The sequence below is a fragment of the Pseudonocardia sp. ICBG162 genome, assembly GCF_020496225.1.
Classification (GTDB): domain Bacteria; phylum Actinomycetota; class Actinomycetes; order Mycobacteriales; family Pseudonocardiaceae; genus Pseudonocardia; species Pseudonocardia alni.
In genome coordinates this window covers 1,503,750-1,527,154 of the sequence record NZ_JAHLJD010000013.1, presented here as the reverse complement: position 1 = coordinate 1,527,154, position 23,405 = coordinate 1,503,750, and the positions used below count along the sequence as shown (strand labels likewise).

At 73.8% G+C, this 23,405-nt stretch carries 18 protein-coding genes; 14 read left to right on the top strand and 4 right to left on the bottom strand.

Annotated elements, in window-relative coordinates; genetic code table 11:
• Nucleotides 1-36 precede the first annotated feature (36 nt).
• Complete coding sequence (ileS, locus tag KPL60_RS10165) at nt 37-3,222, top strand: isoleucine--tRNA ligase (protein WP_226365644.1); 3,186 nt, start codon at nt 37-39, stop codon at nt 3,220-3,222.
• Between the two features lie 23 nt (nt 3,223-3,245).
• Here ileS and KPL60_RS10160 read toward each other — a convergent pair whose 3' ends face one another.
• Nucleotides 3,246-3,860 carry a hypothetical protein gene (locus KPL60_RS10160; RefSeq protein ID WP_226365643.1) on the bottom strand — a complete coding sequence of 205 codons (615 nt, stop codon included), beginning with the start codon at nt 3,858-3,860 and terminating at the stop codon, nt 3,246-3,248.
• A 66-nt stretch (nt 3,861-3,926) separates the two neighbouring features.
• On the opposite strand from KPL60_RS10160, the gene KPL60_RS10155 reads away from it, so the two are divergent.
• Genes KPL60_RS10155 through KPL60_RS10135 form a run of 5 tightly spaced genes read left to right on the top strand, consistent with a single transcriptional unit; the run spans nt 3,927 to nt 8,483 of the window.
• Nucleotides 3,927-4,736 carry a bifunctional 2-polyprenyl-6-hydroxyphenol methylase/3-demethylubiquinol 3-O-methyltransferase UbiG gene (locus tag KPL60_RS10155; RefSeq protein ID WP_226365642.1) on the top strand — a complete coding sequence of 270 codons (810 nt, stop codon included), beginning with the start codon at nt 3,927-3,929 and terminating at the stop codon, nt 4,734-4,736.
• A gap of 13 nt (nt 4,737-4,749) precedes the next feature.
• Entirely contained in the window at nt 4,750-6,243 is a 1,494-nt protein-coding gene (locus tag KPL60_RS10150) for a potassium/proton antiporter (protein WP_226356238.1), read from the top strand.
• 43 nt (nt 6,244-6,286) lie between these two features.
• Nucleotides 6,287-6,835, top strand: a complete 549-nt coding sequence (lspA, locus tag KPL60_RS10145; protein WP_226356239.1) for a signal peptidase II — start codon at nt 6,287-6,289, stop codon at nt 6,833-6,835.
• A gap of 10 nt (nt 6,836-6,845) precedes the next feature.
• On the top strand, nt 6,846-7,757 hold the full coding sequence (locus tag KPL60_RS10140; protein WP_062404557.1) for an RluA family pseudouridine synthase: 912 nt from the start codon (nt 6,846-6,848) through the stop codon (nt 7,755-7,757).
• A 3-nt stretch (nt 7,758-7,760) separates the two neighbouring features.
• Nucleotides 7,761-8,483: a hypothetical protein gene (locus tag KPL60_RS10135; RefSeq protein WP_226365641.1), complete on the top strand. Its 723-nt coding sequence runs from the start codon at nt 7,761-7,763 to the stop codon at nt 8,481-8,483.
• A gap of 696 nt (nt 8,484-9,179) precedes the next feature.
• Here KPL60_RS10135 and KPL60_RS10130 read toward each other — a convergent pair.
• Nucleotides 9,180-9,806 carry an HAD-IA family hydrolase gene (locus tag KPL60_RS10130; RefSeq protein WP_226356242.1) on the bottom strand — a complete coding sequence of 209 codons (627 nt, stop codon included), beginning with the start codon at nt 9,804-9,806 and terminating at the stop codon, nt 9,180-9,182.
• Between the two features lie 345 nt (nt 9,807-10,151).
• On the opposite strand from KPL60_RS10130, the gene dnaE reads away from it, so the two are divergent.
• On the top strand, nt 10,152-13,700 hold the full coding sequence (gene dnaE, locus KPL60_RS10125) for a DNA polymerase III subunit alpha (RefSeq protein ID WP_226356243.1): 3,549 nt from the start codon (nt 10,152-10,154) through the stop codon (nt 13,698-13,700).
• Nucleotides 13,701-13,797: 97 nt separating this feature from the next.
• On the opposite strand, the gene KPL60_RS10120 is transcribed toward dnaE, so the two are convergent.
• Nucleotides 13,798-14,691: a PaaX family transcriptional regulator C-terminal domain-containing protein gene (locus KPL60_RS10120; protein ID WP_226365640.1), complete on the bottom strand. Its 894-nt coding sequence runs from the start codon at nt 14,689-14,691 to the stop codon at nt 13,798-13,800.
• A gap of 41 nt (nt 14,692-14,732) precedes the next feature.
• On the opposite strand from KPL60_RS10120, the gene KPL60_RS10115 reads away from it, so the two are divergent.
• From KPL60_RS10115 to KPL60_RS10085, 7 genes are all read left to right on the top strand, one after another.
• Nucleotides 14,733-16,082, top strand: a complete 1,350-nt coding sequence (locus KPL60_RS10115) for an adenosylmethionine--8-amino-7-oxononanoate transaminase (protein ID WP_226365639.1) — start codon at nt 14,733-14,735, stop codon at nt 16,080-16,082.
• 279 nt (nt 16,083-16,361) lie between these two features.
• The gene (locus KPL60_RS34600; protein ID WP_226365638.1) at nt 16,362-18,662 is read left to right on the top strand and encodes a bifunctional SulP family inorganic anion transporter/carbonic anhydrase; all 2,301 of its coding nucleotides are present in this window, start codon (nt 16,362-16,364) and stop codon (nt 18,660-18,662) included.
• Nucleotides 18,663-18,711: 49 nt separating this feature from the next.
• Nucleotides 18,712-19,101: a co-chaperone YbbN gene (locus tag KPL60_RS10105; protein ID WP_020623876.1), complete on the top strand. Its 390-nt coding sequence runs from the start codon at nt 18,712-18,714 to the stop codon at nt 19,099-19,101.
• A gap of 75 nt (nt 19,102-19,176) precedes the next feature.
• Entirely contained in the window at nt 19,177-20,358 is a 1,182-nt protein-coding gene (locus KPL60_RS10100; protein ID WP_226365637.1) for an 8-amino-7-oxononanoate synthase, read from the top strand.
• Nucleotides 20,355-21,059 (top strand): dethiobiotin synthase, encoded by a 705-nt coding sequence (gene bioD, locus KPL60_RS10095; protein ID WP_226365636.1) that lies wholly within the window; start codon nt 20,355-20,357, stop codon nt 21,057-21,059. Before KPL60_RS10100 ends, bioD begins: the two co-directional genes overlap by 4 nt.
• Nucleotides 21,056-22,063, top strand: coding sequence for a biotin synthase BioB (bioB, locus tag KPL60_RS10090; protein WP_226365635.1), 1,008 nt, complete (start codon nt 21,056-21,058; stop codon nt 22,061-22,063). The genes bioD and bioB overlap by 4 nt, the downstream gene beginning before the upstream one ends.
• The gene (locus tag KPL60_RS10085; protein ID WP_226365634.1) at nt 22,060-22,281 is read left to right on the top strand and encodes a hypothetical protein; all 222 of its coding nucleotides are present in this window, start codon (nt 22,060-22,062) and stop codon (nt 22,279-22,281) included. Before bioB ends, KPL60_RS10085 begins: the two co-directional genes overlap by 4 nt.
• Nucleotides 22,282-22,290: 9 nt before the next feature.
• Here KPL60_RS10085 and KPL60_RS10080 read toward each other — a convergent pair whose 3' ends face one another.
• Complete coding sequence (locus tag KPL60_RS10080; RefSeq protein WP_226365633.1) at nt 22,291-23,328, bottom strand: zinc-dependent alcohol dehydrogenase family protein; 1,038 nt, start codon at nt 23,326-23,328, stop codon at nt 22,291-22,293.
• Nucleotides 23,329-23,405: the final 77 nt, after the last annotated feature.

Here is a 23,405-nt window from a genome sequence, read left to right as displayed (position 1 = left end):
CGTGCGAAGCGAGAGCACGCACGAGGAGCGACACACGTGAGCGGCTATCCCGACGTCCCGGCGCACCCGTCGTTCCCGACGCTCGAGCAGGACGTGCTCGCGTCGTGGGACACCGACGACACCTTCCGCGCCTCCGTCGACCGGCGCCCCGCCGGCGAGAACGGGGCCGACGAGTACGTCTTCTACGACGGCCCGCCCTTCGCCAACGGTCTGCCGCACTACGGCCACCTGCTGACCGGCTACGTCAAGGATGTCGTCCCGCGGTACCGCACCATGCGCGGCCACCGGGTCGAGCGCCGCTTCGGCTGGGACACCCACGGCCTGCCCGCCGAGGTCGAGACCGAGAACCAGCTCGGCATCAAGCACAAGTCCGAGATCGATGAGATGGGCGTCGCCGCGTTCAACGAGGCGTGCCGCACCTCCGTGCTGCGCTACACCGGCGAGTGGCGCGACTACGTGACCCGCCAGGCCCGCTGGGTCGACTTCGACAACGACTACAAGACCCTGGACCTGGACTACATGGAGTCCGTCCTCTGGGCGTTCAAGTCGTTGTGGGACAAGGGGCTCGTCTACTCCGGCTTCCGGGTGCTCTGGTACTGCTGGCGCTGCGAGACGCCGCTGAGCGCCACCGAGACCAAGATGGACGACGTCTACCTGGACCGGCAGGACCCGGCCGTCACCGTCGGGCTGCGCCTGTCGACGCCGGACCGCCCGGAGACCGACGGCGTCCTCGCCCTGGTCTGGACGACGACCCCGTGGACCCTGCCGTCGAACCTCGCCATGGCCGTGCACCCCGACGTCGACTACGTGGTGGTGGAGGCGGACTCCGAGCGCTGGCTGCTCGCGGAGGCCCGGGTCGCCGCGTACGCCCGCGAGCTGGGGGAGGAGCCGCCGGTCCTGGCGCGGGTGAAGGGGGCCGACCTGCTCGGCGCGGGCTACACCCCGCCGTTCGACTTCTTCACCGGCCGCGAGAACGCCCACCGCGTGCTGGCCGCGGACTACGTCACCACCGAGGACGGCACCGGCCTGGTCCACATCGCCCCCGCCTTCGGTGAGGAGGACAAGGAGGTCACCGACGCGGCCGGCATCGAGGTCGTCAACCCGGTCGACTCCCGCGGCGAGTTCACCACCGAGGTCCCGCCGTACGCCGGCATGCAGGTGTTCGACGCGAACCCGCAGGTCATCCGCGACCTCAAGGACGGCAACGCGCACGCGCAGGGCGTCCTGCTGCGCCACGAGACCTACGACCACCCGTACCCGCACTGCTGGCGCTGCGGCAACGCGCTGATCCAGCGCGCCGTCGACTCCTGGTTCGTGCGCGTCACCCGGTTCCGGGACCGGATGGTCGAGCTCAACCAGGAGATCGACTGGACGCCCGCGCACGTGCGCGACGGCCAGTTCGGCAAGTGGCTGGAGGGCGCCCGCGACTGGGGCATCTCCCGCAACCGCTACTGGGGCAGCCCGATCCCGGTGTGGCAGTCCGACGACCCGCGCTACCCGCGCACCGACGTCTACGGCTCGCTCGACGAGATCGAGCGCGACTTCGGCGTGCGCCCGACCGACCTGCACCGGCCCTACGTCGACCAGCTGACCCGGCCCAACCCGGACGACCCCACCGGCAGCTCGACCATGCGCCGGGTGCCGGAGGTGCTCGACTGCTGGTTCGAGTCCGGCTCGATGCCGTTCGCGCAGGTCCACTACCCGTTCGAGAACCGCGACTGGTTCGAGCACCACTACCCGGGCGACTTCATCGTCGAGTACAACGGCCAGACCCGCGGCTGGTTCTACACGCTGCACGTGCTGGCCACCGCCCTGTTCGACCGGCCCGCGTTCCGCAACTGCGTCGCGCACGGCATCGTCCTGGGCGACGACGGCGCGAAGATGTCCAAGTCGCGCAAGAACTACCCCGACGTCAACGAGGTCTTCGACCGCGACGGCAGCGACGCCATGCGGTGGTTCCTCATGGCGAGCCCGATCCTGCGCGGCGGCAACCTCGTCGTCACCGAGCAGGGCATCCGCGAGGGCGTCCGCCAGGCGATCCTGCCGCTGTGGAACACCTGGTACTTCCTGTCGCTCTACGCCGGCGGGGAGCGCGGCACGTTCCGCACCGACAGCCCGCACGTACTCGACCGGTACGTGCTGGCCAAGACCGCCGACCTCGTCGACGGCGTCACCGCGGCCATGGACGCCTACGACATCGCCGGGGCCTGCGACCGGATCCGCGACCACGCCGAGACCCTCACCAACTGGTACGTGCGCCGGTCCCGCGAGCGGTTCTGGTCGAGCGACGACGCGGTGCGCCGCGACGCCGTCGACACCCTGCACACCGTGCTGGAGGTGACCTGCCGGGTCGCGGCGCCGCTGCTGCCGCTGACCACCGAGGCCGTCTGGCGCGGTCTCACGGGGGAGCGGTCGGTGCACCTCACCGACTGGCCCGCCGGGTCCGACCCGTCGGTCTCGCACCGCGAGGCCGGAGCCGGGCTGCCCCACGACGCCGACCTCGTCGCCGGGATGGACCGGATCCGGCAGGTCGCGAGCGCGGCGCTGTCGCTGCGCAAGTCCGCGAAGGTGCGGGTGCGCCAGCCGCTGCCCGCGCTCACCGTCGCCGCGACCGACGCCAAGGCGCTGGAGGACTTCACCGGGCTGCTCGCCGACGAGGTCAACGTCCGCTCGGTCGAGCTGACCGACGACGTCGCCACGCACGGCCGGTTCGAGATCGCCGTCAACGCCCGGGTCGCCGGACCGCGCCTGGGCAAGGACGTCCAGACCTGCATCCGCGCGGTCAAGGCGGGGGAGTGGACCCAGGAGGGCGACACCGTCGTCGCCGCGGGGATCGCGCTGCAGCCGGGCGAGTTCACCGAGAAGCTCGTCGCCGCCGACCCGGAGCGGACCCAGGCCCTGCCCGGGAACGCGGGGCTCGTCGTCCTCGACACCACGGTGACGCCGGAGCTGGCCGCGGAGGGCACCGCCCGCGACGTCGTGCGCGTCGTGCAGCAGGCCCGCCGCGACGCGGGCCTGGACGTGTCCGACCGGATCGCGCTGACCCTCGACGGGCCCGACGCGGTGCTCGACGCCGTCCGGACCCACGAGGCGTTCGTCGCCGGTGAGGTGCTGGCGACCTCGGTCGCCTACGGCGCCGCCGGCGACGGCGCGTCGAGCGGGCAGGTCGTCGGCCCCGACGGCGCGTCGGTCACGCTGTCGGCCGCGGTCGCCCGCGCCTGACCGGTACCGGCGCCGACCACCGCTCAGGGGCGGGGTGTCACCGTGAGACGGACGCGGTGGTCGGCGCCGGAGACCCGGGTGACCTCGACGGTCGCCGGGACCCCGTCGACCCGGCACGCGACCGTCGCGCCCTCGGGCACCGGCGGGCAGCGCGGGGTCAGGAGCACCGCGTCGTGGCCCGCGGCGCGCAGCGGGTCGCGCACGGCGAACATCAGGACCCCGGCCAGCGTGTCGGTCCCGGTCGGGCCGGGGCCGACGCCGGGGACGACCACGTCCAGCTCCGCGACGCCGTCGGCGGACACCGGGACGTCCCAGCGGGTCCGCACGACGTCCTGCGGGGTGCGCCCGCGGGAGCCCTCCACCCACGTCTCGTCGACGCGCACGGTGCCCCAGCCGTGGCGGCCCTCGTCGTCGCGCATCCGGCAGCCGAGGACCGGGTCGTCACCGTCCAGGACCCGGCAGTCGGCGGTGACGCCGGAGTGCTCCCGGCCCGTCGCCGCCTCGACCAGCAGCGCCGCGCCCTCGGCCGGTGACGGCAGCGGCTCGTGCTGCGACCACAGCACCAGCGCGGTGGGGACGACCGCGACGGCGACGACGAGCGGCAGCCACCACCGGGGCGGACGGGATCGATCGGGCACGGGGGCAGTCTGGCCGACCGGGACCGGCCGGGACTCCGCAGAACCACCGGGCCCTATCCTCACCCCATGGGTGACGCGGCGGAACGGTGGTGGGAACGCCAGACCGGCCGCGGGATCCCCGACCGCGTCCTCCGCCACGCCCCCGCCGACCCGTGGACCCACGACCCCGCCGACTTCACCCCGCCGGCGGAGCCGGCCGTCACGCCGTCGCACCGGGTCGCGCGGGCGATCGCCGAGCGTGCCGCCGCGTGGACCTGCGCCGGGGCGTCGGTGCTCGACGTCGGCTGCGGGGGCGGGGACGCCGCGTTCGGCGCGGCGTGGCCCGAGCCGTCGCCGGTGGCGCGGGTGGTCGGCGTCGACCGGCAGGCCGACATGCTGGCGGTGTTCACCGCGGCGGCCCGCGCCCGGGACCTGCCCCACGGCACCGTGCACGGCAGCTGGCCCGATGCGGCCGCCGACGCCGGGCGGCACGACGTCGTCGTCTGCCACCACGTGCTGCACAACGTCGTCGACCTGCCCCCGTTCCTCGCCGCGCTGACAGGCGCCGTCCGCACCCGGGGCGGGATCGGCGGCGTCGTGGTCGAGATGCTGACCGAGCACCCGCTGGCCTGGCTGGACCCGCTGTGGGTGCGCTTCCACGACGTGGTCCGGCCGCCGTCGGCGACCCACGACGACGCCGTCGCGGTGCTGCGCGAACAGCAGGGCGTCGACCCGGAGGTCCTGACCTGGACCCGGGCGGCCCGCCTGCCGCACGACGCCGCCTGGGTCACCCGCCGGCTCTGCCTGCCCGCCGACCGCGTCGGGGAGGTCGCCGCCGCGCTGGTGGACCTCCCGCCGCGGCGCACCGACGCCGTCACCCTGACCTGGTCGCCCTGAGCAGGGGGCCCCGGTGAGTCTGGAACTGCTGCTCGGCATCTCCGCGGGGGTGCTGCTGCTCGGCGTGCTCGCGGTGCGCGTCTCGGTGCGGCTCGGCCTGCCGTCGCTGCTGCTCTACCTGGGCATCGGCGTGCTGCTCGGCGAGTCCGTGCTGGGCATCCCGTTCGACGACACCGGCCTCACCGAGTCCCTCGGCCTCACCGCGCTCGTGCTGATCCTCACCGAGGGCGGGCTCACCACCCGCTGGTCGGCGGTGCGGCCCGCGCTCGGGCTCGGGCTGCTGCTGTCGACGCTGTCGGTGCTGGTGTCGATCGCCGTCGCGGGCGGGCTGCTGCACCTGCTGCTCGACCTGGAGTGGCGCACCGCGCTGCTGTGGGGCGCGGTGCTGTCCTCCACCGACGCCGCCGCGGTGTTCTCCGTGCTGCGCGGGGTCGCCGTTCCGCAACGCCTCGCCGGGACCCTGGAGCTCGAGTCCGGGATGAACGACGCGCCGGTGGTGATCGCCGTCGTCGTCCTGGCCGGGACCGAGGCCATCAGCTGGACGACGCCGCTGCTGATCGTCTACGAGCTCGTCGCGGGCGCCGTCGTCGGCGTGCTGCTCGGGCTGGGCTCGGCGTGGACGCTGCGCCGCGCCGCGCTGCCGTCGACCGGTCTGTACCCGCTCGCGGCGATCGCGTCCTGCCTGCTGGCCTTCGCCGCCGGGCAGGGCGTGCACGCCTCGGGGCTGCTCGCCACCTACTGCGCCGCGCTGGTGCTGGGCAACGCCCGCCTGCCGCACCGCAGCGGCGTCGTCTCCTTCGCCGAGGGCACCGGGTGGATCGCCCAGATCGGGCTGTTCGTGCTGCTCGGCCTGTACGCGGTGCCCGAGCGGCTGCCCGCGGCCGTGGTGCCCGCGCTGATCTGCGCCGCGGTCGTCCTGCTCGCCGCGCGGCCGCTGTCGGTGGCCGCCGCCGCACTGCCGTTCCGGGTGCCCTGGCGCGAGCAGGCGTTCCTGTCCTGGGCGGGGCTGCGCGGAGCCGTGCCGATCGTGCTCGCCCTCGTCGCGGTCACCGAGGGCGGCGGGCAGAACGAACGGCTGGTCGACGTCGTGTTCGTGCTGGTCGTGCTGCTCACCCTGGTCCAGGGCACCAGCCTGCCGTGGGTGGCACGGCTGCTCGGGGTGGTCTCGCGCACCGACACCCGCGGCGTCGAGGTCGACGCCGCACCGCTCGACGAGGTCGACGCCGAGCTCCTGCAGGTGAAGGTGCCCCCCGGGTCCCGGCTGCACGGGGTCTACCTGCGCGAGCTGCGGCTGCCCCGCGGGGCCACGGTCAGCCTGGTCGTGCGCGACGCCGAGGCGTTCTCCCCGGGCGGGGACACCCGGCTGCGCGAGGGTGACCAGTTCCTCGTCGTCAGCACCCGGGACAACCGGGAGGACACCGAGCAGCGGATCCGCGACGTCGACCGTGGCGGCAAGCTGGTCCGCTGGCACGAGGGCAGGGGCCGGCCGAGCGGGCGGGGCGGCTGACCGGCCGGTCGGCGGTGTCGGGGCGACCCGCATAATCAGGGGTGTGAGTGCCGACCCCCCACCCCCCACCGCGCCGATCGACCCCGCCGTACGACGGCGCGGTGTGGCGCTGCTGGCGGGCATCGCCACGGTGTGGCTGGCGCTCGACCTCGTCACCAAGATCGCCGCCGTCGCCACGCTCGAGGGGCAGCGGCCGGTCACCGTGATCGACGGGTTCTTCTACCTCACGCTGCTGCGCAACCCGGGCGCCGCCTGGTCCATGGCCACCGGCTACACCTGGGTGCTGACGATCGTCGCCGTGGTCGTCGTCGGCGTGATCATCCGGATCGCGCGGCGGCTCGCCTCGACCGGCTGGGCGATCGGGCTCGGCCTGGTCCTCGGCGGTGCGCTGGGCAACCTGGTCGACCGGTTCTTCCGCGCACCCGGACCGATGCGCGGGCACGTCGTGGACATGCTGGCCTTCTTCTCCCCGGACGGGAGCGTCTTCCCCGTGTTCAACATCGCCGACACCGGCATCGTGTGCGGCGGCATCCTGCTGGTGCTGATGGCCGTGCGCGGCATCGAGATCGACGGGAGTCGCGAACGTGGGTGAGGTACGCAGCATGCCGGTGCCCGACGGGCTGGACGGCATGCGGATCGACGCCGGGCTGTCCCGGCTGCTGGGCCTGTCCCGGACCGTCGTCGCCACCCTGGCCGAGTCCGGCCGGATCTCGGTCGACGGCCGCGAGGCCGGCAAGTCCGACCGGCTGCCCGGCGGGTCCTGGCTGGAGGTCGAGCTGCCCGACGCCCCCGCGCCGGCGGTCATCGAGGGCCCGGCGGAGGTCGTCGCGGGCCTGACGGTGCTGCACTCCGACGACGACATCGTCGTCGTCGACAAGCCGGTCGGGGTGGCCGCGCACGCCTCCCCGGGCTGGACCGGGCCGACCGTGACCGGCGGGCTCGCCGCGCTCGGGTTCCGGCTGTCCACCTCCGGCGCCGCCGAGCGGCAGGGCATCGTGCACCGGCTCGACGTCGGCACCACCGGGGTGATGGTCGTCGCCACCTCCGAGCACGCCTACACCGAGCTCAAGCGGGCCTTCAAGGAACGCACCGTCGACAAGCGCTACCACGCCGTCGTGCAGGGGCACCCGGACCCGTCGTCGGGCACGATCGACGCCCCGATCGACCGGCACCCGCGCCACGACTACCGGTTCGCGGTGATGCAGAGCGGCAAGCCCAGCGTCACCCACTACGACACCATCGAGGCGTTCCGCTCGGCGAGCCTGCTCGACGTGCACCTGGAGACCGGGCGCACCCACCAGATCCGGGTGCACTTCTCCGCGCTGCGCCACCCCTGCGTCGGCGACATCACCTACGGCGCCGACCCGACGCTGGCCAAGCGGGTCGGGCTGTCCCGGCAGTGGCTGCACGCCCGCACACTCGGGTTCGCCCACCCTGCCGACGGGCGGCACGTCGAGTTCACCAGCCCCTACCCGGCCGACCTCGACGCGGCGCTGGACGTCCTGCGGGACTGACACGTGACCGGTCTGAGCACCCGGGCCTGGGCGTGGATCGCCGCGGCGATGGCGGTGGTGTTCCTCGGTGCGGTCTGGGCCGCCGGGTCCGGGCCGTCGGCCGGGCCCCCGGCGGCGACGGGGTCGGTGCGGCTGGGTCCCGACCCCGGCCAGGACGTCGCCGGCTACCTCGCCGGGCTGCCCGCGACGCTGCCCGCACCGGGGGTGTCCGTGCCCGCGCTCGTGCAGTTCACCCGCCCGCTGACCCCGTCCGACGCCGCGGCCGCGGGCTCCGGGACGCAGACCACGACCGCGGTGTTCCGCGTGCCCTTCGACCGGGTGCAGACCGCGCTGCGGTTCGAGCCGGTCACCGGCACCGGGGACCCGGCGGCCGCGCTCGGCGTCGCCCGGGAGCGGGCCGCCTACGCCGCCGAGGCCGACGCCGACCGCGCCGCCCGCGACGGCGGGGGAGCGGCCACCCCGGTGGCCCGCGCGGCACTGACCCGGCGGGCCGCCGTCGGCGCCGCCGAGCGACGCGCGCTCGCCGGCCCGGGCTGCGCCTGCGTCATCGCGCTGGTCGTGACCGCCGACCGGGCCGGGCTCGAGGCGCTCGCCGCGCGCCCGGGGGTGCGCGGTGTGCAGGCCGCGCCGGCCGGGACCGGCGCACCGGAGCTGGCGCTGTCGCCGCTGCTGCCGGAGCAGACCACCACCGCGAGCCCGCCGCCCGACGACGGCCCCGTCCCCTGAGCTGCGCTCGTCCCCGGGCCGAGCGCGTCCCTGAGCCGCGTTCCCTGCCCTGGCCCCTCGTTCGACCTGGCCTCTGTCCGGCCGCGGACCTCATCCGGCCTCGCGGTCTCTGGCCGACCCTGGCTTCTGCCCGCCTGTGCCCGGCCCCGTCCGGCCGCGCGGCCCTGGCCACCCCGGCAGCCTGGCCATGATCACCGTTACGGAAGCGATCGGTGCCGGCCGCGGCACCGTTCACTGCACAGACGTCGATCATGGGGGTCGGCCGGTGCCGGCCCACCCGCGCCCGTCCGGCCCGGCTGCGCGCGAACCTCGTGCCGGTTCCGACGGTCATGATCGCCGCGACGGATGTGATCGGTGCCGGATGCGGCACCGATCGCTGCGCATGCGCCGATCTCGGGTACCGCGTCTCCGGTGGTACCGGTTTTCCCGGCCGCCTGGCCATGATCACCACGACCGAGCCGATCGGTGCCGGATGTGGCACCGATCGCTGCACAGACGTCGATCATGGGGTCGCCCGGTCGCGGCTCCGGCCCCGGCCGCCCGGCCCCGAGCCCGGCCATGATCGCCGTGATGGAAGCGATCGGTGCCACATCCGGCACCGATCACTGCATGTGTGCCGATCATGAGCCGACGGTGCCTGCGGTCGACGGACCCACGGGGCCGCACCGTCGCTGGCGGAGGGTCCCGGGGGACCGGTCAGCCCAGCACCCCGCGCTCGCGCAGCACCCGCACGGCCCGGGCGGCGCCCTCCCAGCGGTGGGCGTCCCAGCCGTGCGCGGACGCGGCGCGGACGTTGTCGACGCGGTCGTCGAAGAACAGCACCTGCTCCGGCGCGGTGCCGAACTCGACGTCGGCGCGCCGGAAGATGTCCTGCGACGGTTTCGCGGCGCCCACGTCGGCGGAGAACAGCAACCGGTCGAACGGGCTGCTCCAGGCCGCGGCACGCACCGCGGAGGCCAGCCCGCGCGGCGCGTTGGACAGCACGGCGAGGCGCACCCGGGCCCGCGCGAGGTCGGCGATCAGCATCGACGACGACGGCGGCAGGGTCGACCGATGCGTCACGTCCACCTTCTCCGCGGCGTCGATCCGGGCGCGCCCGGGTGCCAGGCCCAGGTCGGTGCAGACGGCGGTCCAGTAGCGGTCCGGCGGGTCGCCCAGGTCGTGCCGGGCGCGGTGGCGCCAGTACGCCTCGCGCAGCGCGGGCTCGGGCACGGCGAACACCCCGGCCAGCCGGCGCTCCAGGCCCGCGGACGGCACCAGCACCTCGCCGAGGTCGAACACCACCGTGCTCGGCGGCGTCGTCGGCTCGGGGGTGGTGGGCATCGTGGCCCGACCCTAACCCGCCGTCCGGGCCGTCCGCGACACGCCGTCGTCCGGGGTGGACAGGGGGTGAGCAGGCCCGACACGCGGACCCCGATCGTGCCCGGCCGCCGTCGCCGGAACCGTCGGACCCCACCGTTACGCTGGGGCCCTCACCGATCCGTTCGGTCCGGACCCGCAGGGTCCACCGGCTTCGGGGAGCGGGCCCCGCCAGGCCCGCGCACCGGCGCCGTCGTCCCTGCCCGTCCGGGCCACCGGCCCGGTGTCGGCACGTCCGCCCCGACGGGCGTGCGCACCAGTGGAGGTCCGCGCCGTCCCAGCGGCGCGGGAGAGGAGCGCGGGACACACATGGGCAGTGCCGGATCCGGGAACCGCTCCTTCGTCCATCTGCACACGCACACCGAGTTCTCGATGCTGGACGGCGCCGCCCGGCTCGACGACCTGTTCTCCGAGGCCGCCAAGCACGAGATGCCGGCCATCGCGATGACCGACCACGGCAACGTGTACGGCGCCTTCGAGTTCTGGCGCAAGGCGAAGGCGCACGACGTCAAGCCGATCATCGGCATGGAGGGCTACCTCGCGCCCGGGTCGCGGCACGAGCGCAAGCGCACCGCGCTGGGCAACGGCAGCGAGAACAACCCCGACCTCATGTACACCCACATGACGCTGCTCGCGGAGAACACGGAGGGGATGCACAACCTCTTCCGGCTCTCCTCGCTGGCCAGCCTCGAGGGGTACTACTACAAGCCGCGTATGGACCGCGAGCTGCTGGAGAAGTACGGCAAGGGCCTGATCGCGACGACGGGCTGCCCGTCCGGCGAGGTCGCGCGCCTGCTCCAGCAGAACGACTTCGACGCCGCCTGCCAGGCCGCGAGCGACTACCGGGACATCTTCGGGAAGGACAACTTCTTCCTGGAGCTGATGGACCACGGCATCGGGATCGAGAAGCAGGTCCAGGAGGAGCTGTTCCGGCTCAAGGACAAGCTCGACCTGCCCGGCCTCGCGACGAACGACCTGCACTACACCTACCCGGACGACACGAAGGCGCACGAGGTGCTCCTGTGCGTCCAGACCGGCAAGACCCTCGCGGACCCGAACCGGTTCAAGTTCGACGCGCAGGACTTCTACCTCAAGTCCGCCGCCGAGATGCGCCAGCTCTGGGACCCGATCCACCCCGAGGCCTGCGACAACACGCTCCTCGTCGCCGAGCGCTGCAACATCGACTTCACCACCGGCCAGGACCTCCAGCCCAAGGCGCCCGTCCCCGAGGGGGAGACCGAGGAGTCCTGGCTGATCAAGGAGGTCGAGCGGGGACTGCACATGCGGTTCCCCGACGGCGTCACCGAGAAGTACCGCCAGCAGGCCAACTACGAGGTCGGCGTCATCATCAAGATGGGCTACCCCGGCTACTTCCTGGTGACCGCGGACCTCATCCAGCACGCCAAGTCGGTCGGCATCCGCTGCGGCCCCGGCCGTGGCTCGGCGGCGGGCTCGCTGGTCGCCTACGTCCTGGGCATCACCGACCTCGACCCGATCCGGCACAAGCTGATCTTCGAGCGGTTCCTGAACCCGGACCGTGTGTCGATGCCCGACATCGACATGGACTTCGACGAGCGCCGGCGCGGCGAGATGATCCGCTACGTCACCGAGAAGTACGGCGAGGACCGGATCGCGCAGATCATCACCTACTCCACGATCAAGGCGAAGGCCGCGATCAAGGACTCGGCGCGGGTGCTCTTCGGCCAGCCCGGCTACTCCGTCGCCGACCGCATCTCCAAGGCCATGCCGCCCGCGGTGATGGGCAAGGACATCCCGCTGTCGGGCATCTTCGACCCGTCGCACAAGCGGTACTCCGAGGCGACCGAGGTCCGTGCCCTCTACGAGGCGGACCCGCAGGTCAAGGAGATCGTCGACACTGCGCGGGGCCTCGAGGGACTGAAGCGGCAGTGGGGTGTGCACGCCGCGGGCGTGATCATGTCCTCGACACCGCTGATCGACGTCATCCCGATCCAGCGCCGCGAGTCCGACGGCGCGATCATCACGCAGTTCGACATGGGCGTCTGCGAGACCATCGGTCTCCTGAAGATGGACTTCCTGGGGCTGCGGAACCTCACCATCCTCGACGACGCCCTGGAGAACATCGAGCTCAACGGCAAGCCCGCCGTCGACCTGGACAAGGTCGAGCTCGACGACCGCCCGACCTACGAGCTGCTCTCCCGCGGTGACACCCTCGGCGTGTTCCAGCTCGACGGCGGTCCGATGCGGGACCTGCTGCGCCGCATGGCACCCAGCGAGTTCGAGCACATCTCCGCGGTCGGCGCGCTGTACCGCCCGGGCCCGATGGGCGCGAACGCGCACAACGACTACGCCGACCGCAAGAACGGCCGGCAGGAGATCACGCCGATCCACCCGGAGCTGGCCGAGCCGCTCAAGGACGTCCTCGGTGAGACCTTCGGCCTGATCGTGTACCAGGAACAGGTCATGTCCATCGCGCAGGTGCTGGCGGGCTACACGCTCGGCCAGGCGGACCTGCTCCGCCGCGCGATGGGCAAGAAGAAGAAGGAGATCCTGGACAAGGAGTACGCCGGCTTCGCCCAGGGCATGAAGGACAACGGCTACTCCGCGGCCGCGGTCAAGACGCTCTGGGACATCCTGCTCCCGTTCTCCGACTACGCCTTCAACCGCGCCCACTCCGCCGCCTACGGCGTGGTGTCCTACTGGACGGCCTACCTCAAGGCGAACTACCCGGCCGAGTACATGGCCGGCGTGCTCACCTCGGTGCGCGACGACAAGGACAAGGCCGCGGTCTACCTGGCGGAGTGCCGCCGGATGGGCATCACGGTCCTCCCGCCCGACGTCAACGACTCGGTGCGCAACTTCGCCCCGGTCGGCGACGACATCCGCTTCGGCCTCGGCGGCATCCGCAACGTCGGGCACAACGTCGTCGACGCGATCGTCGCCGCGCGGCGGGAGAAGGGGAACTTCGTCGACTTCTCCGACTTCCTGCGCAAGGTCGACGCGGTCGTCTGCAACAAGAAGGTCGTCGAGTCGCTGATCAAGGCGGGCGCGTTCGACTCGCTCGGCCACTCCCGCAAGGGCCTGCTGCTCGTGCACGCCGACGCCATCGACGCGGTGATGAGCACCAAGAAGGCCGCCTCGATGGGCCAGTTCGACCTGTTCGGGTCGCTGGACGGCCCGGGCGAGGGCGACGACGGCGGCCTCGGCGGCATCTTCGACGTGAAGGTGCCCGACGAGGAGTGGGACACCAAGCACAAGCTCGCCGTCGAGCGGGAGATGCTCGGTCTCTACGTGTCCGGGCACCCGTTGCAGGGCCTCGAGCAGGCGCTCGCCGCGAAGTCCGACACGTCGATCGCCGACATCGTCGAGGGCTCGGTCGCCGAGGGTGCGCAGGTCACGGTCGGCGGCATCCTCGCCAACGTCAACCGCCGGGTGAACAAGAACGGCGAGCCGTGGGCGTCGGCGCAGATCGAGGACCTCGCCGGCGGCATCGAGGTGCTGTTCTTCCCGCGGGCATACCAGGTGGTCGGCGTCGACGTCGCCGAGGACGCGATCGTGCTGGTCAAGGCGCGGGTCAACAAGCGCGACGACCGCGTCTCGCTGATCGCGAACGACCTCGCGGTGCCCGAGCTGGCCACCGGCGAGGCCGGGCTGCCGATCCGGGTCAGCCTGCGCACCGACCAGTGCACCCCCGAGCGCGTCGCGAAGCTCAAGGAGGTGCTGACCCACCACCCCGGTACCTCCGAGGTGCACCTGACCCTGGTCTACGGCACCAAGATGACGGCCCTGCGGCTGGACGACTCGCTCAAGGTCATGCACACCTCGGCGCTGATGGGGGACCTGAAGGCTCTGCTCGGCCCCGGCTGCCTCGGCGGCTGACCAGCCACACCCCTCGCCGGGTGTCCACACCCGTTGCCACGGGTGTGGGTGCCCGGGACGGGGTGTGGCTGTGGCACCGACCGGTCCGGCGCGGCGCTCAGGCTCGGCGGGCCAGGTCGACCCAGGCGGCGCGGGCGGGGGCGTCCCAGCGCTCGTGCAGCGTGGTGAACAGCTCCGCCGCGCGGGACCCGGCCCACTGCTCGGGCAGCAGCTCGGCGGGCAGCTCGGGGTCCAGGAACGGGAACCGTCGCCAGGCGTGGACCAGGCGGACCTGGCGGGCGAGGACGTCGCAGCCGTCGTCGGCGGCGGACGCGTCGGAGTCCGGGTCGAGGTGCGGGCCGAACTCGTCGAGGAACTCCGAGTAGGCCCGTTCCACGACGTCGAGGTCCCAGGCCTGGGCGACGATGTCGTCGGCGCGGCCGATGCCGCCATAGTGCCCGACGAAGGAGTACCCGGACCCGGCGAGGTCGAGCTCGTCGAGCACCGCCGCGACCCGGGCCTCCTTGCCGGGGTCGGGGCTGACCCACACCCCGGGGGCGGGGGAGCCCAGCCCGGCCCAGGCCAGCCGGGTGCGCAGCCGGTGGCGCAGGCGTCGGCGCGACTCCGGGACCGAGGCGAGCAGGACCAGCCAGCGGCCGTCCCAGCCGGTCGTCGGACGGCCGAAGCCGTAGATGCGGGCGGCGCCGTCGGACAGCAGCTGCGACCCGGCGGGGGTGAGTGACCAGCGGACCCGGCGGCCGTCGCGGTCGGAGGTCAGCAGGCCCTCGCCCGCGGTGCGGGCCAGCGCCTGGCGGGCCGACTTGGCCTCCACCCCGAGCGCGCCCAGCACGTCGAGCAGGGCCCGGGTCCAGACCGGTTCCCCGGCTGGGAGGACGAACTCGCCCAGCACGGTGAGCAGCAACGATCGGGCGGAGGTCTGCCCGAGCTCGCGACGGCGCAGGGCCGACCCGTCGGGCCCCTCCGGCTCGTACACGGAGTCGGGCGTGGCCATGGTCGGGCCAGCGTAGAGGGTCGGCACTAGCGTGGGCGTCCGTGACCACCGCAGGCCCCGGGCGTGTCCCGGACCCGACCCTCTCCGGATCCCCGCTCGACACGGGGGCACTGCTCGCCACCGACCGGGACCACGTCTGGCACCCCTACGCGCCGATGCCGGCGACCCGGGCGCCGATCGTCGTGGAGTCCGCGCAGGGGGTGCGGCTGAGGCTGCCCGACGGCCGTGAGCTCGTCGACGGGATGTCGTCGTGGTGGTCGGCCATCCACGGCTACCGCCACCCGCGGCTCGATGCGGCGGTGCGCGACCAGCTCGGCCGGATGAGCCACGTGATGTTCGGCGGCCTGACCCACGGCCCGGCCGTCGACCTGGCCCGGCTGCTCGTGGACGTCAGCCCGGAGGGGCTGGAGCACGTGTTCCTGGCCGACTCCGGCTCGGTGTCGGTCGAGGTCGCCATCAAGATGTGCCTGCAGTACTGGCGGTCCCGCGGCCGCCCCGGCAAGCACCGGCTGATGACGTGGCGGCGCGGCTACCACGGCGGCACCTTCGGCGCGATGAGCGTCTGCGACCCCGACGGCGGCATGCACTCGCTCTGGTCCGACGTCCTCCCGCAGCAGGTGTTCGCCGACGCCCCGCCCGAGGACTTCACCCACGACTACGTCGCCCACCTCGCCGAGCTCGTCGAGACCCACGCCGACGAGCTGGCCGCGGTCGTCGTCGAGCCGGTGGTGCAGGGCGCCGGGGGGATGCGCTTCCACGACCCCCGCTACCTGCACGTGCTGCGCGAGCTGTGCCACGCCCACGACGTGCTGCTCGTGTTCGACGAGATCGCCACCGGCTTCGGCCGCACCGGCGAGCTGTTCGCCGCCGACCACGCCGCCGTCGCCCCGGACGTCATGTGCGTCGGCAAGGCGCTGACCGGCGGCTACCTGACGATGGCCGCGACCCTGTGCAGCAGCCGGGTGGCCCGCGGCATCACCGACGGCGAGGCCGGCGTGCTCATGCACGGGCCGACGTTCATGGGCAACCCGCTCGCCGCCGCCGTCGCCCACGCCTCGGTGTCGCTGCTGCTCGAACGCGACTGGCGGCGCGAGGTGAAGGACGTCGCCGCCGGGCTGCGCGCCGGGCTGGCCCCCGCCCGGTCGCTGCCGGGGGTGCGGGAGGTCCGGATCCTGGGCGCGATCGGTGTCGTCGAGATGGCCGAGGAGGTCGACGTCGCCGCCGCGACCGCCGCCGCGGTGCTCGCCGGGGTCTGGCTGCGGCCCTTCCGCAACCTCGTCTACGCGATGCCGCCGTTCGTCAGCACCCGTGACGACGTCGCGCTGATCACCGCCGGGATGCGGGCCGCAGCCCTTGCGGGGCAGCGGGAACCGCACCGCGATCAGCACTGAGACCGTGATCCGGGCCACCGATCCGGTGGACTTCGGTGTGTTCCACCTCACGTTACGCAGAGGTGTACGGCGCTGACCGGGCGTTTCGTCGTGGGCGTCCGAAACGATGAGAAGCGCTCTCATCATGATCCGTTTCCGTGGTCGGAGTGAAACGGTGTCGGCCGATCGCATTCGTCCGGTCGGCCGCACCCGCACCGCCGGTCGCGCACCGCGCGACCCGCCCCAGTCGACCGCACCGTCGCGGTCCGGCGCCCCCCACGGACCGATACGGAGGATCCGGTGGCCACGCACAGTCACTCCAGCACCACCAGTAACACCGAACACCGCGTGCAGGACCACGAGCACGCCCCGGCCGAGTCCGGCCGCGGTGAGCACTCGCCGCCGGGCGGCTCCTGGTTCGGCCGCACGTTCCCGCACGCCCGGGCGGACCTCTCCGCCTCGATCGTCGTGTTCCTCGTGGCGGTGCCCCTCTCGCTGGGCATCGCCGTCGCCTCCGGCGCCCCGATCCTGGCCGGCCTCATCGCCGCCGTCGTCGGTGCCGTCGTCGCCGGTCTGCTCGGCGGCTCGAAGCTCCAGGTCTCCGGCCCCGCCGCCGGTCTGACCGTCATCGTCGCCGAGCTGGTCAACACCTTCGGCTGGCAGGTCACCACGCTGATCACCGCGGGCGCCGGTGTCCTGCAGATCGTCTTCGGGCTGACCCGGCTGTCCCGGTTCGCCCAGGCCATCCCGCCCGCCGTCGTCCACGGCATGCTCGCGGGCATCGGCGCCACCATCGCCCTCGGCCAGCTGAACGTCGTGTTCGGTGGCCAGGCGCAGACCGGCGGCGTCAACTCGATCGCCGCGCTGCCCGGCGCGATCGCGAACCTGTCCTGGCCCGCGCTGCTCCTCGGCGGCATCGTCATCGCGATCATGCTGACCTGGAACCGGCTGCCCGCGACGCTGACCGTCGTCCCGGCCGCGCTGGTCGCGATCGTCACGGCCACCGTCGTCTCCCTCGCCTTCGCCGACGTCGTCCGGGTGCAGCTGGGGGGCTCGCTCCTGGACGCGCTGTCGCTGCCCGCGCTGCCGGAGTCGAACTGGGGCGGCGTGCTGTTCGGCATGCTGACCATCGCGCTGATCGCGAGCGTCGAGTCGCTGCTGTCCGCCGTCGCGGTGGAGCGCATGAAGCCCGGCACCCGCACCGACACCGACCGTGAGCTGCTCGGCCAGGGTGCCGCCAACACCGTCTCCGGCATGATCGGCGGCCTGCCCATCACCGGGGTGATCGTCCGGTCCGCCGCGAACGTCAAGGCCGGCGCCGAGACCCGCGCGTCGGCGGTGCTGCACGGCGTCTGGATCGCGCTGTTCGCGATCGTCCTGATCGGCGTCATCGAGCTCATCCCGATGGCCGCACTGGCCGGTCTGCTGGTCATGATGGGTGTCGGCCTGGTCAAGCCGGCCGAGATCCGCACCGCCCGCCAGCACGGTGAGCTGGCCATCTACGCCGCCACCCTGCTCGGCGTCGTGTTCCTGAACCTGCTCGAGGGCGTCGTCATCGGGCTGGTCCTGGCCGGGCTGATGCTGCTCTGGCGCGCCGTCCGGTCCCGCCCGCACCTGGAGCAGGCCGACGACGGCAGCTGCGAGCTCGTCGTCGAGGGCTCGCTGAGCTTCCTGGCCGTGCCGCGGCTGTCCCGCGAGCTGAACTCCGTCCCGCGCGGCTGCGACGTCACCGTGCGGCTGGTCACCGACTACCTCGACCACGCCGCCTACGACCACCTGCTCGCCTGGAAGGCCCGCCACGAGGGCACCGGCGCCACCGTGACCGTGATCGAGCCCGAGCAGGCCCGCCGCGCCACCGCGCCCGGCGCCGGCTTCCTGACCTGGGGCGAGTGGCAGGGCAGGGAGACCGAGGGGCACGCGTCGGGGACGCTGATGGCCGGCGTCGCCGCGTACCACGACAACACCTCCGAGGCGATCCTCCCGACCATGACCGGGCTCGCCGACGGGCAGTCCCCGTCCGCGATGATGATCACCTGCGCGGACTCCCGGGTGCTGCCGCACGTCATCACCCACAGCGGCCCGGGCGACGTGTTCACCGTGCAGAACGTCGGCAACCTCGTCGTCGGGCCCGGCACCGCGGCCGCCGTCGAGTTCGCCACCGGCACCCTCGACGTCCCGATCGTCGCCGTCTGCGGCCACTCCGGCTGCGGCGCGATGCAGGGGCTGCTCGCCGGCGGCGCGAGCGGGGACTCCGCGCTCGGCCAGTGGCTGCGCGAGGCACGGCCGGTGCTGCGCGCCTACGAGAACGGTCACCCGGTCGCCGTCGCCGCCGCACGGGACGGGTTCGGCGAGGCCGACCAGCTGGCGATGGTGAACGTCACGATGCAGCTGGAGATGCTGCGGGCGCAGGACTCCGGCGCCGAAGTCCTGGGCCTGTTCTACGACATCCGCAGCGCCCGTGTGCTCGTCCTCGACGAGGCCGCGGGCCGGTTCGTCGAGCCCCGCGCCGACGTCGGCACCGGGGGCTCGGACCTCGACCGGATCGCCGCCGGACACGGTCACGGGGCCACCGCCGCCGCCCGCCGGCTGCTGAAGGTCTGAGCCCGCGCATCCGGGAACAATCCGCACCCACGACGTCGTTGGGGACCGTATGGCCACCGTGGAACTGACCACCGACAACTTCGACGACGTCGTGGGCGCGCCCGGGACGACCGTGCTCATCGACTTCTGGGCGTCCTGGTGCGGGCCGTGCACCCAGTTCGCCCCCGTCTACGACGCCGCCTCCGAGAAGCACCAGGACGTGACCTTCGGCAAGGTCGACACCGAGGCCCAGCAGGCGCTGGCCGGCGCGTTCGGGATCTCCTCGATCCCGACCGTGATGGCCGTCCGCGACGGCGTGGTGCTCTACTCCGAGCCGGGCGCGCTGCCCGCCGAGGCCCTCGAGGACCTCATCGGCCAGGTGAAGGCGGTCGACATGGACGAGGTCCGTGCCGCCGTCGCCGAGCAGGAGAAGCAGCAGGGCGAGGCGCCGCAGGCCTGACCCGGCGTCCGCACGACCCACGGAGCCCCGTACACCTCAGGGTGGGCGGGGCTCCGTCGTGCCTAGGGTGTGGGCGTGACCGGCCCCGACCCGACGCCGCCCGGACCCCGCCCGCTGGCCTGGCTCGACACCCACGCCCGCGCCCGAACCGAGGCCGGTCTGCGCCGCAGGCTGTCCCCGCGTCCGGCCGACCCCGCGGGCGGGCCCGCACTCGACCTCGCCGGCAACGACTATCTCGGGCTCTCGGCCGACCCGCGGGTCGTCGCCGGGGCGACCGCGGCGCTGCGCACCTGGGGTGCGGGCGCCACCGGGTCGCGGCTGGTCACCGGCTCGACCGCGCTGCACGCCGAGCTGGAGGCCGAGCTCGCCGCGTTCTGCGGCCACGACGACGCCCTGGTGTTCTCCTCCGGCTACACCGCCAACCTCGGGGTGGTCACCGCGCTCACCGGCCCCGGCGCGCTGATCGTGTCCGACGCCGCCGCGCACGCCTCCCTGGTCGACGCCTGCCGGCTGTCCCGGGCCCGGGTGGTCGTCGTGCCGCACGCCGACGTCGACGCCGTCGACGCCGCGCTGGCCGCCCGCACCGAGACCCGCGCGCTCGTCGTCACCGACTCGGTCGGGTCCGCCGACGGCGACCTCGCCCCGCTCGCCGCGCTGCACCGGGTCTGCCGGGCCCGCGGCGCGGTGCTGCTCGCCGACGAGGCCCACGGTCTCGGGGTCCGCGGCCCGGGCGGGCGCGGCCTGCTCGCCGAGACCGGGCTGGCCGGGGCGGACGACGTCGTCGCCACCGTGACCCTGTCCAAGGCGCTGGGCAGCCAGGGCGGTGCGGTGCTCGGCCCGGCCGCGGTCACCGCGCACCTGGTCGACTCCGCGCGCTCGTTCATCTTCGACACCGGCCTCGCCCCCGCCGCGACGGGTGCGGCGCTGGCCGCGCTGCGGGTGCTCGCCTCCGAGCCCGAGCGGGCCGCGGACGTGCTGCGGGTCGCCGGTGCGCTCGCCGCCGCCTGCGACGCGGCGGTGCCGGTGTCCGCGGTCGTCCCGGTGGTGCTGGGCGAGCCCGGCCCCGCGGTCGCCGCGGCCGCCGCCTGCCTGCGGCGCGGGCTGCGGGTGGGCTGCTTCCGGCCGCCGTCGGTCCCGCCGGGCACCTCCCGGCTGCGGCTCACCGCCCGCGCCGGGCTGACCGGGGCGCAGCTGTCGTTCGCGACCGGCGTGCTCGCCGAGGTGCTCGCCGACGCCCGGACGGGGGCCCCGGCGTGACCGGGCGGTTCGTGGTCGTCACCGGTACCGGCACCGGTGTCGGCAAGACCGTCGCCACCGCCGCGCTGGCCGCCGTCGCGGTCGCGGCGGGGGAGCGGGTGGCGGTGCTCAAGCCCGCCCAGACCGGGATCGGCCCGGACGACCCCGGCGACGTCGACGAGGTCGCCCGCCTCGTCCCCGGGGTCACCACCCGGGAGCTGGCCCGCTACCCCGACCCGCTGGCCCCGGCGACCGCGGCCCGGCGCTGCGGGGCACGCCCGGTGACCCCGGAGCAGGCCGCGGTGACCGCGCGGACGCTGGCCGACCACCACGACCTCGTCCTCGTCGAGGGTGCGGGTGGGCTGCTCGTCCGGTTCACCGACGAGGGCGGCACCCTCGCCGACGTCGCCCGGCTGCTCGACGCCCCGGTCGTGGTGGTCGCGGCGGCCGGGCTCGGCACGCTCAACCACACCGCCCTCACCGTCGAGGCGCTCCGGGCGCGCGGCCTGACCTGCGCGGGGATCGTGATCGGGTCCTGGCCCGCGGCGCCCGACCTGGCCGAGCGCTGCAACCTCGAGGACCTGCCGATGATCACCCGGGTGCTGGTCCGCGGCCTGCTGCCCGAGGGGCTCGGACGGGTGACACCGGACCGTTTCACCGCGGTGGCCCGGGACACACTGGGTCCGATCCAGCTGGGGGACTGGCAAGATCCACGGGCATGACGACCGCCCGGACCGACGTCCTCACCGTCGCGCGCGACCAGGTCCTCGAGCAGGGCCGCGGCCTCACCGTCACCCAGGTGCGCGAGGTGCTCGACCTGCCCGACGACCGTCTCGACGACCTGCTCGAGCTCGCCCACGAGGTGCGGATGCGCTGGTGCGGGCCGGACGTCGAGGTCGAGGGGATCATCTCGCTCAAGACCGGCGGGTGCCCGGAGGACTGTCACTTCTGCTCCCAGTCGGGCCTGTTCGCCTCGCCGGTGCGCTCGGCCTGGCTGGACATCCCGATGCTCGTCGAGGCCGCCAAGCAGACCGCGAAGACCGGGGCCACCGAGTTCTGCATCGTCGCCGCCGTCCGCGGGCCCGACGCGCGGCTCATGGCCCAGGTCGCCGCCGGCATCGCGGCGATCCGGGACGAGGTCGACATCAACATCGCCTGCTCGCTGGGGATGCTCACGGCCGAGCAGGTCGACGAGCTCGCCGCGATGGGCGTGCACCGCTACAACCACAACCTCGAGACCGCCCGCAGCCACTTCCCGAACGTGGTCACCACCCACACCTGGGAGGAGCGCTGGGACACCCTGCGCATGGTCCGCGAGGCCGGCATGGAGGTGTGCTGCGGCGGCATCGTCGGGATGGGGGAGACCCTGGACCAGCGCGCCGAGTTCGCCGGGCAGCTCGCCGAGCTGGAGCCCGACGAGGTGCCGCTGAACTTCCTGAACCCGCGCCCGGGCACCCCGTTCGGGGACCTGGAGCCGATGTCCGGGCCGGACGCGCTGCGCACCGTCGCCGCGTTCCGCCTGGCGCTGCCGCGCACGATCCTGCGCTTCGCCGGTGGCCGCGAGATCACCCTCGGCGACCTCGGCGCCCGCAAGGGCCTGCTCGGCGGGATCAACGCGGTGATCGTCGGGAACTACCTGACGACGCTGGGGCGCCCGGCCGAGTCCGACATCGACCTGCTCGGCGAGCTGGAGATGCCGATCAAGGCCCTCAACGAGACGCTGTGACGGCGCCGGTGCAGGCGTCCACCCGCGAGGACGGCGGCCCGTTCTGCGACCAGTGCGGGCACCCCGACGCGTCGGCGGGCCACGACCGGTGCTCCGCGCGGCGGGAGCTGGAGCCCCCGCGGTTCTGCCCGGACTGCGCGCGGCGGATGGTCGTGCAGGTCGACCCGGTGGGCTGGACCGCCCGGTGCAGCAGGCACGGCGAGCGGTCCAGCCGGTAGCGGGTCCGGTCAGGGCTTGATCAGGACCTTGAGGGCCTCGCGGTCGTTCATGGCGCGGTAGCCGTCGGGGACCTCGTCGAGGCCGATCGTGCGGTCGAAGACCTTCCCCGGCTGGATGGTGCCCTCCAGCACGTCGGGCAGCAGCTCCTCGATGTAGGCGCGCGCGGGCGCCACGCCCCCGTGCACGCCGACGTTGCGCATGAACGCGCCGACGCCCAGCGGGACGTCGGTGTACTGGGACACCCCGACCCGGCCGACGAGCCGCCCGTCCTTGGTGATCTCGATGGCGGTGCGGACGGCCTCGCTGTAGCCGACGCACTCCAGCGCCGCGTCGACGCCGTCGCCGCCGGTGAGCTCGCGGACCTTCTCGATGCCCTCGTCGCCGCGCTCGGGGACGACGTCGGTGGCGCCGAACTCCCGGCCCAGGTCGGTGCGGTCGGTGTGGCGGCCCAGCAGGATGATGCGCTCGGCGCCGAGGCGCCTGGCGGCCAGCACCGCGGACAGCCCGACCGCGCCGTCACCGATGACGGCGACGGTGTCGCCGCGCCGCACCCGCGCCGAGACGGCGGCGTGGTGGCCGGTGGGGAACACGTCGGACAGGGTCAGCATCGAGGCGAGCAGCGCGTCGTCCGGCTCGCCGGGCATCGGGACCAGGGTGCCGTCGGCGAACGGGACGCGGACGGCCTCGCCCTGCCCGCCGTCGGTGCCGTCGGAGCCCCAGCCGCCGCCGTGCCGGCAGGAGGTCTGCAGGCCCTGGGCGCAGAAGTCGCAGGTGTTGTCGGCCCACACGAACGGTGCGACGACGAGCTGGCCCTTCCTGCGGTTCCGGACGCCGGACCCGACCTCCTCGACGACGCCGAGGAACTCGTGGCCGATGCGTTTGCCCTCGGTGGAGTCCTCCGCCGCGTTGTACGGCCACAGGTCGCTGCCGCAGATGCAGGAGCGCAGCACCCGCACGATCGCGTCGGTGTCGTCGCGGAGCCTCGGGTCGGGGACGTCCGACGACACCCGGACGTCGTGCTTCCCGTGGATCAGAGTCGCCTTCATGCCTGGCGGATGCCCGCATGCGGAACCGTTCATGCGCGCCCGGTCGCGGTGACGCGCCGCACATGCGGCAGGCTGGC